The sequence below is a fragment of the Achromobacter sp. 46006 genome (assembly GCF_059761975.1).
This window is the reverse complement of record NZ_JCBANN010000030.1, coordinates 1-12,360: the sequence shown is the minus strand read 5'-3', so window position 1 is coordinate 12,360 and position 12,360 is coordinate 1. Positions and strand designations below refer to the sequence as shown.

General features: G+C 66.3%; 12 protein-coding genes. 8 read left to right on the top strand and 4 right to left on the bottom strand.

Annotation, left to right across the window (positions count from 1 at the left end):
- Nucleotides 1–201: 201 nt before the first annotated feature.
- Nucleotides 202–834 carry an RlmE family RNA methyltransferase gene (locus AC6LKG_RS15505; protein WP_498165623.1) on the bottom strand — a complete coding sequence of 211 codons (633 nt, stop codon included), beginning with the start codon at nucleotides 832–834 and terminating at the stop codon, nucleotides 202–204.
- Between the two features lie 18 nt (nucleotides 835–852).
- Here AC6LKG_RS15505 and AC6LKG_RS15500 point away from each other — a divergent pair, with 18 nt between their 5' ends.
- Nucleotides 853–1,455 carry a YhbY family RNA-binding protein gene (locus AC6LKG_RS15500; protein WP_498165621.1) on the top strand — a complete coding sequence of 201 codons (603 nt, stop codon included), beginning with the start codon at nucleotides 853–855 and terminating at the stop codon, nucleotides 1,453–1,455.
- 139 nt (nucleotides 1,456–1,594) lie between these two features.
- On the opposite strand, the gene greA is transcribed toward AC6LKG_RS15500, so the two are convergent.
- Nucleotides 1,595–2,071, bottom strand: coding sequence for a transcription elongation factor GreA (gene greA / locus AC6LKG_RS15495; protein WP_498165619.1), 477 nt, complete (start codon nucleotides 2,069–2,071; stop codon nucleotides 1,595–1,597).
- 260 nt (nucleotides 2,072–2,331) lie between these two features.
- A complete protein-coding gene (locus tag AC6LKG_RS15490; protein WP_498165618.1) occupies nucleotides 2,332–2,688 on the bottom strand; it encodes a hypothetical protein in 357 nt (118 codons plus the stop codon).
- 96 nt (nucleotides 2,689–2,784) lie between these two features.
- On the opposite strand from AC6LKG_RS15490, the gene AC6LKG_RS15485 reads away from it, so the two are divergent.
- On the top strand, nucleotides 2,785–4,395 hold the full coding sequence (locus tag AC6LKG_RS15485) for a methyl-accepting chemotaxis protein (RefSeq protein ID WP_498165617.1): 1,611 nt from the start codon (nucleotides 2,785–2,787) through the stop codon (nucleotides 4,393–4,395).
- Nucleotides 4,396–4,470: 75 nt separating this feature from the next.
- Here AC6LKG_RS15485 and AC6LKG_RS15480 read toward each other — a convergent pair whose 3' ends face one another.
- Complete coding sequence (locus AC6LKG_RS15480) at nucleotides 4,471–5,781, bottom strand: solute carrier family 23 protein (protein WP_498165615.1); 1,311 nt, start codon at nucleotides 5,779–5,781, stop codon at nucleotides 4,471–4,473.
- Between the two features lie 131 nt (nucleotides 5,782–5,912).
- Between AC6LKG_RS15480 and AC6LKG_RS15475 the strand changes: the two genes are divergently transcribed.
- The 6 genes from AC6LKG_RS15475 (at nucleotide 5,913) to AC6LKG_RS15450 (ending at nucleotide 12,331) form a co-directional block, all read left to right on the top strand.
- Nucleotides 5,913–6,335 carry a FlxA-like family protein gene (locus tag AC6LKG_RS15475; RefSeq protein WP_498165614.1) on the top strand — a complete coding sequence of 141 codons (423 nt, stop codon included), beginning with the start codon at nucleotides 5,913–5,915 and terminating at the stop codon, nucleotides 6,333–6,335.
- A gap of 144 nt (nucleotides 6,336–6,479) precedes the next feature.
- Nucleotides 6,480–7,805, top strand: coding sequence for an ABC transporter substrate-binding protein (locus AC6LKG_RS15470; RefSeq protein ID WP_498165613.1), 1,326 nt, complete (start codon nucleotides 6,480–6,482; stop codon nucleotides 7,803–7,805).
- Between the two features lie 88 nt (nucleotides 7,806–7,893).
- On the top strand, nucleotides 7,894–9,603 hold the full coding sequence (locus tag AC6LKG_RS15465) for an ABC transporter permease (RefSeq protein ID WP_498165611.1): 1,710 nt from the start codon (nucleotides 7,894–7,896) through the stop codon (nucleotides 9,601–9,603).
- 16 nt (nucleotides 9,604–9,619) lie between these two features.
- Nucleotides 9,620–10,705 carry an ABC transporter ATP-binding protein gene (locus AC6LKG_RS15460; protein ID WP_006385482.1) on the top strand — a complete coding sequence of 362 codons (1,086 nt, stop codon included), beginning with the start codon at nucleotides 9,620–9,622 and terminating at the stop codon, nucleotides 10,703–10,705.
- 24 nt (nucleotides 10,706–10,729) lie between these two features.
- A complete protein-coding gene (locus tag AC6LKG_RS15455) occupies nucleotides 10,730–11,638 on the top strand; it encodes a LysR family transcriptional regulator (protein WP_498165610.1) in 909 nt (302 codons plus the stop codon).
- A gap of 48 nt (nucleotides 11,639–11,686) precedes the next feature.
- Entirely contained in the window at nucleotides 11,687–12,331 is a 645-nt protein-coding gene (locus AC6LKG_RS15450; RefSeq protein WP_498165609.1) for a histidine phosphatase family protein, read from the top strand.
- The last annotated feature ends 29 nt before the right edge of the window (nucleotides 12,332–12,360 follow it).

Here is a 12,360-nt window from a genome sequence, read left to right as displayed (position 1 = left end):
CGGCGACCGCGCACCCGCATATGGCACAGTCACAAGTATGTCAATAGCCCATTCTACCCTGTCGGACCGGGTTGCGTCCTGGGAAGGGGCGGGCCGCTAAGTTACGTCTGATTCGTGATTTTTCTGGTCTGGGTCTCGGCAGGCCGGCCACGGTCGGGCCGGTAGGTTCTTGTGACACCGGGGCACGGGCCCCGGCGTGGGCTATTTCAGATCGCGGGCAACCAAAAAGGTTTCGGAGGACTTGTCCCGCGACGCCTTCGGCTTGCGCTCGACCACCCGTTTGAAGTGCCGCTTGTAGGACTCCACGATCTGCGAAAAGCCGGTTCCGTGGAATGCCTTGACGATCAGCGCCCCATTGGGCTTGAGGTGGGCGAGTGCGAATTCCATCGCCAGTTCGCACACATGCTCGATGCGCGCGGCGTCGGCGATACCCACCCCCGACAAGTTGGGGGCCATGTCGGAAATTACAAGGTCCACCGCCCGCGATCCAACCAGATCCTCCAGTTGTTTCAAGATGTCATCCTCGCGGAAGTCGCCCTGGATGAATTCGACCCCGGCCACCGGCTCCATGGGCAGCATGTCCAGGGCGATGATGCGCCCGTCCACCACCCCGCCCGGTCCGGCCAGGCGCTCGCGCGCCACCTGCGACCAACTGCCGGGGGCCGAGCCGAGATCGACGACCAGGTCGCCGCGGCGCAGCAGCTTCTCGGTGTCGAGAATCTCGATCAGCTTGAAGGCGGCGCGGGCCCGGTAGCCCTTCTGTTGCGCCATCTTCACATAGGGATCGTTGATGTGCTGGTGAATCCAGTCTTTGGAGAATTTATTCTTGGCCATTACCGTACAATTCCACGCATGCCTATATTAGAACTTACCTCTCGTGAGCGCAGCGACCTTCGGTCCGCCGCCCACCCCCTGCGCCCCGTCGTCCTGATCGGCGACAACGGCCTGACCGAAGCCGTGCTCAAGGAAATCGACCTGGCACTCACTTCCCACGGTCTGATCAAGGTCCGGGCCGGCGGCGACGATCGCGAGGCCCGCGAGGCCATGCTGTCGACCATCTGCGAGACCCTGTCCTGCGCCCCGGTGCACCACCTGGGCAAGACCCTGATCCTGTTCCGCCCGCTGGCCGGCAACATCAAGCCCGCCGCGCTGGCCGCCACCGAGCCGGAGCGCCCCGCCAAGCGCCGCGCCTCCGAGCCGCACACGCCCAAAAAGCTGGCTGCCGAAGGCAAGACCCTGGCCAAGCGCCCGCGCCGCTCGGAAACCGAAGAGCCCAAGCCGAAGACGCGCTTCGTGCCGCAGGACCAGCTCAACAAGAATGGCAAGCCGATGCGTCCCAGCAACAAGAAAACCGTCGCCGGCAGCCATGGCATTCCGCGCCGCGCCGGCAGCGCCCTGAGCCTGCGGGCCGGGGCACGCAGCGGCACCAGCCGCAAGTCGTCGCCCAAGCGCTAGCGCCGCCGCCGGGCACAAAAACGGGCGCTTTACGCGCCCGATCCACCATAGCGTCCCGCGATATCGCCGGAATCCTGCCGGATGCCCGATTCGGTCCAGGCTATGGTGTTTTGCTGATTTTACCGCTCAGGAGCTGGCGTCAGATGTAACGCACGCTCAGGACTTCATACTCGCGAACGCCAGCCGGGGCCTTGACCTCGACCACATCGCCTTCGCTTTTGCCGATCAGCGCGCGCGCCACCGGGCTCGACACCGAAATCAGATTCGACTTGATGTCGGCCTCGACGTCGCCGACGATCTGGTAGGTCACGCGGTCGCCCGAATCCAGGTCTTCGATATCGACGGTGGCGCCGAACACGGCACGACCTTCGGCTTCGAGCGCCGACGGATCGATCAGGTGGGCATTGGAAAGCGTGCCTTCAAGCTCGGCAATCCGGCCCTCGATAAAACCCTGGCGCTCGCGAGCAGCGTCGTACTCGGCATTTTCCGACAGATCGCCCTGCGCGCGCGCTTCGGCGATAGCGTTGATGACGGCGGGACGTTCCACGGTTTTCAGCCGCTGGAGCTCTTCTTGCAAGCGCTCGGCCCCGCGCACGGTCAAAGGAATGGCAGACATGTCGTTTCCCAAACAAAAGTAGAAAACGCCCCCGACGGAGCGTTCTCGGTGTGAAGGTCTTGGACCTGACGCATGGGCGCCGTCGGAAGCGGACTGGGACGGGCAACGCCAGGAACGGAACGGCCAGGGACGAGCCAAGCTGAACCCGATGGATCCCCTTGCGCCCGCTCGGGCCGGCCCGCCGGACGAATGCGGCAAGCTGCGACCAAAACAAAACCCCGGCTCGGGTCGGAACCGGGGCAATCAAGTTCCTATTGTGGTCAAAGTCCGCGGGAATTGCAAGCGGCCGGAGAAAACGGTGTTTTCGGCGCATTTCGCCGCTGTAACCCGCTAAAACCCGTCGATTCCGCATGCCTTTGCGGCGTTGCATAAAAGACACTTGGCGCCGCCGGTAAACCCGGCGGCTCGGGTTTGCCGGCAGGCTTTATGTAAAAACGCCATATTGCGTTCAATAAAAAAGGTATAACCGAAAAAACTGGCTCATTAATAACAATTAAATACATGCCGGCATGCACCGGCATATTCCTGTTTGCAAGCGAAGGAATGCGCGGACCGGCCATTTTCGGCCACCGCGCACAGCGATTGAGTGTGCGTGTTGCAAGGTTGTGCGGGCGCATCGCAGTCATCCGGCGCGACGCCCGCCCCGCCATCGCGGCGCTCCATGGGCACAGGCCCGCGCCCGCGGCGGAACGCGTTCAGGAACGGGAGCTGCCATGCTGCAAAAACTGAAAGTCCGTACGGGCATGATGCTGGTGCTGGCCTGTTTTGTAATTACCCTGGCACTGGCTTGCGGCTTGAGCTGGATTAATGCCGAAAGCAGCGTGCGTGAAATCGAAGAGCTGAATAATGTGGCCGTGCACCAGGTCGATCCGCTGCATGAGGCAAATGCCGCCTTGCTGCGCGCCCGGCTGGCGCTGGGGGCCGGACTGGCGGATCTGCAGGCGGGCAGCGGCGGCCAGGCCACGACGTCGGCCGAGAGCCACTTGCAACTGGCCCGCGAACGCTTCACCCGCTACATGGCCGTGCCCAAGAGCGAGCGCGGGCAGGAACTGGCGCAGATCCTGCAGGGCAGCTTCAACGCCTACGTGGCGGTACTGGACGAGCTGGACGCAGCCCTCAAGCAAGGCACGCTCGCCCGCTACCAGCAGGGCGCGACGCGGCTGCCGCAGGCCGATGCCGCGTTCGCCAGAGACACGCACGCCTTCCTGGCACGGGTCCAGGAGCGCAGCGATGGCGTGCTGGCACACTCGCAACAAACGTATGCCACGGCTCGGCTGTCGGCCGCGGTGCTCTTGTCCGCCGCGCTGCTGCTGGCGCTGCTGTGCTGGGCCTTCATCCGGCGCGGCGTGCTGCTGCCGTTGCAGGACGCGGGCCGCCATTTCGACCGTATCGCCGCGGGCGACCTGACCCAGCGGGTGGAGAGCCGCTCGAACAACGAGATAGGCTTGCTGTTTTCGGCCCTGCGGCGCATGCAGGATGGCCTGACCCGTACGGTGACGACGGTGCGCCAGGGCGTGGAAGAGATCAACGTCGGCGCGGCCGAGATCGCCGCCGGCAATGCCAATCTGTCGACCCGCACCGAAGAGCAGGCCGCGGCACTGGAGGAAACCGCCTCGACCATGGAAGAGCTGGCCGCCACCGTCAAGCAGAACGCCGACAATGCGGCCCAGGCCAACCAATTGGCGGCGGTGAGCATGGAGGTGGCGCAGCGTGGCGGCCATACGGTGGGTCAGGTCGTGGCCACCATGCAAGGCATTTCGGACAGCTCGCGCCGCATCGCCGAGATTGTCTCGGTGATCGACGGCATCGCTTTCCAGACCAATATCCTGGCGCTCAACGCCGCGGTGGAGGCGGCCCGGGCGGGCGAACAGGGCAAGGGTTTCGCGGTGGTGGCCGGCGAAGTGCGCACCTTGGCACAGCGCGCCGCCCAGGCGGCCAAGGAAATCAAGACGCTGATCGAAACCTCGGTCGATACGGTCGCGGCCGGCTCCTCGCAGGTCGCGGCCGCCGGACAGACGATGGACGAAATCGTGACCTCGGTGCAGCGCGTGGCCGACATCATGGGCGAGATCTCGGCGGCCTCGGCGCAACAGGCCGGCGGCATCGATCAGGTCAGCCTGGCCGTATCCCAAATGGACGAGGTCACGCAGCAGAACGCGGCGCTGGTGGAACAGGCATCGGCCGCTGCCTCGGCGATGGAGGAGCAGGCGCGGCGCCTGGCGGAAGCGACCTCGGTGTTCAAGACCCAGTCGGGCCAGGTGATCGAGGCGGCGCCGCTGCGGGTGGATGGCAGGACCCCGGCGTCGCGGCTGTCGCGCTCCTGATGTGCGCGGCCGGGCAAATGGCCGCGCCGCGGCGGCAGTGAGGCCCCGGGGCCTGCCTTGCGGGCTGGCCCCGCCCTACTTTTTGCGGCGCAGCAACGCGTACAGGATGATGGCGCCGAAGGTCGCGGTGCCGATGCCGCCCAGCGTGAAATTGCCCAGCTTGACGGTGAAATCGCCCGCGCCCAGCACCAGCGTGACCGCGGCCACGATCAGGTTGCGGTTGTCGCTGAAGTCCACCTGGTTGACGACCCAGATGCGGGCCCCGGCAATGGCGATCAGGCCGAAGACCACCACCGACATGCCGCCCAGCACCGGCGCCGGAATGGTCTGGATCAGGGCGCCGAACTTGGGCGAGAAGCCCAGCACGATGGCGATCAGCGCGGCGATCACGAACACCAGCGTCGAATAGATGCGGGTCACCGCCATCACGCCTATGTTCTCGGCGTAGGTGGTGACACCCGTGCCGCCGACCGCGCCCGACACCATGGTGGCCACGCCGTCGCCGACGAAGGCGCGGCCCAGGTAGCGATCCAGGTCCTGGCCGGTCATGGCGCTGACCGCCTTGACGTGGCCCAGGTTCTCGGCGACCAGGATGATGGCCACCGGCACGATCAGGCCCATGGCCTCGGCCTTGAAGACCGGCGCGGCGAAATGCGGCAGTCCGAACCAGGCGGCGGCGGCCACGGCCGAGAAGTCCATTGGCTTGCCCAGGCCCATGCCGTTGGCGAGGATCGCATACACCACGCAGGCCAGGATCAGGCCGACCAGGATCAGCAGGCGCTGCACCATGCCCTTGGTGTAGACGGCGATGCCGCCCACGCACAGGATGGTGACGATAGCCATGGCGCTGTCGAAGCCGGAGGCGCCCATGGCGCCCTTGGCGGCGATCGGCGCCAGGTTCAGGCCGATCACCGCGACCACCGCCCCGGTCACCACCGGAGGCATCAGGGCGTCGATCCAATTGGCGCCGCCGCCGGCGCGGCCGTTGGCGATCCAGACGAGCACGCCGATCAGGGTGTAGGCCAGGCCGCAGGCAATGATGGCGCCCAGCGCCACGCCGATATTGGCGTTGGCGCCGCCGCCGGCATAGCCGGTGACGGCGATCACGCCGCCGATGAAGGCGAAGCTGGACCCCAGGTAGCTGGGCACGCGCCCGCCCACGAACAGGAAGAAAATGAGGGTGCCGATGCCGGACATCAGGATCGCGACATTCGGATCGAAGCCCATCAGCAGCGGCGCCAGCACGGTGGAACCGAACATCGCCACCACGTGCTGCGCGCCCATGGCCACATTCTTGGGCCAGGACAGGCGTTCGTCGGGCGCGATGATGACGCCCGGCTCGGCGTCGTCCGCCAGGCGCCAGCGCGGAAAATAGGAATTGGACATGGAATCCCCGGGAGTGATTGGTGTGAGCGGGCGCCAGTGTAAAGGGGGCCGGGAACAGGCGGCAACTTAAGTTCCCCGCCGCCATGCCGTATTAGTGGAAACCCCAGTCAATCCTCTCCCGGGAGACCTCCATGGCCATTGATTCCATCAGCGGCACCTCGCGCATCGGCAGCATGGCCGACCTATGGGCACAGAAGATCCAGGCCAACAAGGATGCCAAGGACGACAACAAGGGCGTCACCGTCACCCCCGACGGCAAGATCCGCGTCACCAATGCCGGCGCGATGAAGGTCGGCCAGGCCGAGGAAACCGAATCGTCCGACAACGACGACCACTACACCCGCCAGATCAAGGAACTGCAGCGCCAGCTCAAGCGCGTCATGGAGCAGATCGCACGCGTGCGCGACAGCAATGCGTCGGCGGAACAGAAGGCCACCCAGTTGCAGGCGTTGAACGGTCAGGCGCTGCAGATCATGAACCAGATCCAGCAGGTGATGAACGAAAAGATCAAGGCGATGGCCAAGGCGAACGGCGGCGTGTCGGCCACGGCCTAAGCGGCCGCCCCAGGCCCGCGCGATCGCGCGGGTTCTCCCGAATGCCCGCCACACTGATGGCGCGCATCAAAATTTGTGATTGGACTGGCGGCGCATGCAGCCGCTAAGGTCTCCGGACAAATCAAAAAACCACGGAGACAAACCATGCATGCAATGCGCACAGCCCTTGCAGGGGCGCTGCTGGCCGCCTGCGCCGCACCCGCCCTGGCGGGCACCGTCACGGTGATCACGTCGTTCCCGAAAGATTTGACCCAGGCCTACAAGACCGCATTCGAGAAGGCCAACCCCGGCATCACGCTGGAGATCCTCAACAAGAACACCGTATCCGGCATCGCCTATGTGCGCGAAACGCCGGCCGGCCAGCGTCCGGAAGTGTTCTGGGCCAGCGCTCCCGATGCCTTCGAGGTGCTGGGCCGCGACAAGCTGTTGGCAAAGTCTTCCGACGTGGCCAACAAGGACGTGCCGGACAAGATCGGCAACTATCCTATCAACGACCCGGGCGGCATGTACCTGGGCCAGGCGCTGGCCGGCTACGGCATCGTCTACAACACGCGCTACATCAAGGCGCACAAGATTCCCGCGCCGGTCGAGTGGAAGGATCTGCTGGCGCCACACTGGTTCGGCCACCTCGGCATCACCTCGCCGTCGCGCTCGGGCACCATGCACCTGACGGTCGAGACCATTCTGCAGGGCGAGGGTTGGGACGACGGCTGGAACACGCTGCTGCGCATGTCGGGCAATAGCAGCACCGTGACGGAACGTTCTTTCGGCGTGCCGGATGGGGTCAACAATGGCCAGTTCGGCGCCGGGCCGGTGATCGACTTTTTCGGCCTGTCGAGCAAGTATTCGAAGTTCCCGGTGGAATTCGTCTATCCCTCCGAGACCGCCATCGTGCCGGCCAACATCGCGTTGATCGACGGCGCCAAGAACACAGAGGAAGGCAAGAAGTTCATCGCCTTCACGCTGAGCCAGGCTGGCCAGGAATTGCTGCTGGAACCGAAGATCTCGCGCCTGCCGGTGCTGCCGTATTCGGCGCTGGGCGGCAAGGTGCCGCCGGGTTATCCCGACCCGGCAGAGATCGCGCGCCGCAGCAAGGTGCAGTTCAACGCCGACCTGTCGCAGACGCGCTATTACGTGGTGCAGTCGCTATACGACCAGACCGTCACGTTCCGCCTGAAGGAATTGCAGGCGGCGACCAAGGCCATCTACGACGCCGAGGCCAAGCTCGGCGACAAGGCCAAGAGCGGCAAGCCGGCCGAACTGCTGGCGCAGGCCCGCAAGCTGGCCTGGGCGCCCCTGGTCGACGGCAAGCAGGCCGCCGATCCCGAGTTCCTGAAGATCTTCAGCGGCAACAAGAAGGACGCCGCGGTCAACCAGCAGATAACCAAGCTGGAAGGCGAATGGAATGGCATGGCCAAGAGCAATTATGAACAGGCCGTGAAGCTGGCGCGGGAAGCCGCGGCGCTGTAGCGCCTGGCTCGCGTCGGACGGGGGGCTCGCCCCGTCCGGCCGCCGCCCCGCCGCGGGCGGCCTGTCTTGAAACATTACGGGAATCTCGATGAATCTTCCGGGCCATTCACGCCTGCCCGCCGGCCCCGTGCTGGCCGCGCTCCTGGTGCTGGGTTTCCTGGCGCTGTTCCTGGCCGTGCCGGTGGGCACGGTGTTCTACAGCGCCTTCGTCAATGCCGACGGCGGCTTCACCATCGGCCACTTCGGCGCGTTCTTCAACCAGCCGCTGATGCTGGAGGCGTTCTTCAACAGTCTCTACGTGGCGGGCTGGTCGGCGCTGCTGGCCTCGCTGATCGCGGTGCCGCTGGCGTACTTCACGGTGCGCTTCGACTTCCGCGGCGCGCTCATCATCCAGACGCTGGGGGTGCTGCCGTTGATCATGCCGCCCTTTGTAGGCGCGGTGGCGATGCAACTGATCTTCGGCCGCTCGGGCAGCGTCAACCTGCTGCTGAACGACTGGCTCGGCTTCACCATCCCGTTCATGGAGGGCCTGAACGGGGTCATCTTCGTCGAGGCGCTGCACTACTTCCCGTTCATCCTGATGAACCTGGTGGTGGCGCTGCGCAACATCGACGGCGCCATGGAGGAAGCGGCCTTCAACCTGGGCGCGCGCGGCTTCCGGCTGTTCCGTCGCGTGATCTTCCCGCTGGCGCTGCCGGGCTATGTGGCCGGCGCCTCGCTGGTGTTCGTGAAGGTGTTCGACGACCTGGGCACGCCGCTGGTGCTGGGCACCACCAACATGCTGGCGCCTCAGGCCTATCTGCGCATCACGCAGGTGGGGCTGGAGGACCCGCTGGGCTATGTGATCAGCGTCATCATGATCGCCTTCTCGATCCTGGCGCTGTGGCTGTCGGCGCGGGTGCTCAAGGGCCGCGACTACTCGACGCTGCAAAAGGGCGGCAACTCGATCCAGAAGCGCAAGCTGCGGCCAGCCGAAAGCGTGCTGGCCTATGGCTGGATCATCCTGGTGCTGATGCTGGTGCTGTCACCGCACATGGGGGTGCTGCTGCTATCCCTGGCGAGCGTCTGGAGCTTTGCGCCGCTGCCCGACGGCTACACACTGGCGCACTACAGCGCGGTGTTCAGCGAGTCGCAGGGCATGATCGCCAACACCCTGCTCTACTGCGGCCTGGCGGCGGGCGTGGACGTGATCCTGGGCACTGCCATCGCCTACCTGATGCTGCGCACCCGGCTGCCCGCGCGCCAGTGGCTGGACTTCCTGGCCTCGGCCGCGCTGGCCATCCCCGGCATCGTGCTGGCCATCGGCCTGCTGCGCACGTTCCGCGGCGTGGAGATCCCGGGCACCGGCACGCTGCTGACCTCCTCGTGGATCATCATCATGATCGCGTACTCGGTGCGGCGGCTGCCTTACGCCTTGCGCTCATGCGTGGCCGCTTTGCAGCAGATCAACGTATCGCTGGAGGAAGCGGCGCAATCGCTGGGCGCGACCCGGATGCGTACCATCCGGCGGGTGGTGGTGCCGTTGATGGCCGGGGGCATGCTGGCCGGCTTCGTCACCAGCTTCGTGACCGCCGCGGTGGAGCTGTCGGCCACCATCATGCTGGTCACCAAGGACAGCCAGGCGCCGATGAGCTACGGCATCTATCTGTACATGCAGAGCGCGGCGGGCCGGGGGCCGGGCGCCGCGCTGGGCGTGCTGGCGGTGGCTGCGGTCGCCATCGGCACGTATGTCTCGCATTTGCTGGTGGAACGCGCCCAGGCGCGCCAGCGCCCGGCGCGTCACGACGAGACGGCCTGAATCAAGGGGAATCGACATGAAGAAAGTCAGCGTTGAATGTCGCAACATCCGGCTGTCGTATGGCAAGACCGAGGTGCTCAAGGACGTCAACATCCACATCGAACCGGGCGAGTTCTTCGCCCTGCTGGGGCCGTCGGGCTCGGGCAAATCCACCCTGCTGCGCCTGATCGCGGGCTTCAACCGGCAGGACGCCGGCCAGTTGCTGGTGGACGGCAAGGACATCAGCGCCATCCCGCCATGGGACCGCAACATCGGCATGGTGTTCCAGAACTATGCGCTGTGGCCGCACATGACGGTGTGGGACAACGTCGCCTTCGGACTGGTCGAGCGCAAACTGCCTCGCGAGCAGATCCGCGCCAAGGTCGAGGCCGCGCTGGAGCTGGTGGGCCTGTCGCAATACGCCCGCCGCCGTCCCAACCAGTTGTCCGGCGGCCAGCAACAGCGCGTGGCGCTGGCGCGCACCATCGTGATCGAACCGCAGGTGCTGCTGCTGGACGAGCCGCTGTCCAACCTGGACAAGAAGCTGCGTGTGCAGATGCGCCAGGACCTGCTGAGCCTGCAGCGGCGGCTCGGCATCACTACCATCTTCGTCACCCACGACCAGGAAGAGGCCATGACCACCGCGGACCGCATGGCGGTACTGGACCACGGTGTGGTGCAGCAGATCGGCGCGCCCAGCACCCTGTTCGACTATCCGGTGAACCGCTTCGTGGCCAACTTTGTCGGCACCATGAACGTGCTGGAGGGCGAGGTACGCGAGCGCACCAGCGGCAGCGTGGTGCTGGCGGTGGAAGGCGTGGGCGATCTGCACCTGCCACTGGCGGCCGAGGCGCCGGCGGCACAGCGGCTGGCGGCGAGCTTTCGGCCGCACACAGTGCAGATCGAGATGGCCGACGGGCTGGGCGATGCGCGCTACGTGTGGCTGCCGGGCGTGGTGGAAAGCAGTGAGTTCCTGGGCGAATTCACCCGCTACCAGGTGCAGATCGGCGAACAGCGTCTGACCGCCGACCAGTCTCACCTGGCGGGGCTGTCGCCGTTCCCGGTCGGCGCGCCGGTGTCGATCGGACTGGAGCCGACCCAGGTGCGGCTGCTTGCCGCCTGAGCCCGCTTCCCCTACAAAGGCGGCATGGAAATCTATCAGATCCGCGCCTTCGTCACGGTTGCCCGGCTGGGCAACCTGACGCGGGCCGCCGAAGCGCTGTCGCTGACCCAGCCGGCCGTGACCGCACAGATCAAGGCCCTGGAACAAAGCCTGGGCGTGGCGCTGTTCGACCGCAGCGGAGGCAGGCTGGCCTTGGCCAAGGCCGGCGAGATGCTGCTGCCCACGGCCGAATCGCTGCTGGTGCTGGGCGCGCAATTCAAGTCGGAAGCGCAGCAGCTGCAGGGCAGCCTGCAAGGCGTGGTGGAACTGGGACTGCCCAGCGAAAAGCCCGACTTCCTGCGACTGGGCGAGCTGGCGGCGGCCATTACCCAGCGGCTGCCCCTGATCGAATTGAAAACGCAGATCCAGCCCACCGCGGTGCTGGCCGAACAGGTCAGCACCGGCAGGCTGCCGGCCGCGCTGACCATCGCCGCGCATCCACCGCGCGGCGTGCTGTGGCTGCCGCTGCGCAGCGTGCGCTACCGCATCGCGCTGCCAACCGAGCACGCCACGGTGCTCAAACGCGGCGGCTGGCGCGAGGTGGCGCAATTGCCATGGCTGGACGGACCGGCCGGCAGTCACACGCATCTGTTGCTGCGCGACATGTTCGAGCGCCACGGGCTGGCGCCGCGTATCGCCATGCAGAACGAGGACCAGGCCAACCTGGAAGCGCTGGTGCGAGCCGGCGCCGGCTGCGCGCTGCTGCGCGAGGAAACCGCGCTGGCCGGCGCGGCCTCGGGCGACTTCATGGTGTGGGGCCAGGCCCGCGCCGACGCGCTGCTGGGCTTCATCCTGCCTTATGAACGCGCTAGCGAGCCCGCGCTGGTCGCGTTAAGCTCGATCATTCAAGCCATTTGGAAGCCGCGCGCCCCGGTCGCGTCCGAGCCGGCCTGAGCAGGATCCTGCCATGCGCGCCCTTCCCCCAATCGAATCGACACCGCAATGACTGAAATCTGGTTCATCCGCCACGGCGAAACCGACTGGAACCGCCAGCGCCGCCTGCAAGGCTGGCAAGACATTCCCCTGAACGAGTTCGGCCGCAACCAGGCCGGCCTGCTGGCTTCGCGCCTGCGCGAAGACGCGCGCAGCACGCCGATCGACGCGATCTACAGCAGCGACCTGCAACGCGCCCACGCCACCGCCACGCCGGTCTCGGAACAACTGGACCTGCGCGTGCGGGTCGAGCCCGGCATCCGCGAACGCGGTTTCGGCGTGTTGGAAGGGCTGGACCTGGACCGCATCGACGTGCTGGCGCCGGAAGCCGCGGCCGCCTGGCGCAGCCGCGACCCGCTGCGCGCGCTGGACGGCGGCGAGACACTGGGCCAGTTCCAGGCTCGCGTCATTGCCACGGTCGACGACGTGGCCCACCGCCATGAAGGCGAACGCATCCTCATGTTCACCCACGGCGGGGTGCTGGACATCATCTGGCGCCACGCCAGCGGCGTGCCGCTGCACGCGCCGCGCGACGCGGCGCTGCTGAACGTCAGCATCAACCGCGTCGGTGTGCGCGGCCGTCAATGGGAAGTGCTGGATTGGGGCGACGTGGATCACGTGGACGCTGAAGTCGGCAACGACGTCGTGCCATGATGGCAGGGGCCTGGGCGCAGCCCGCGCCC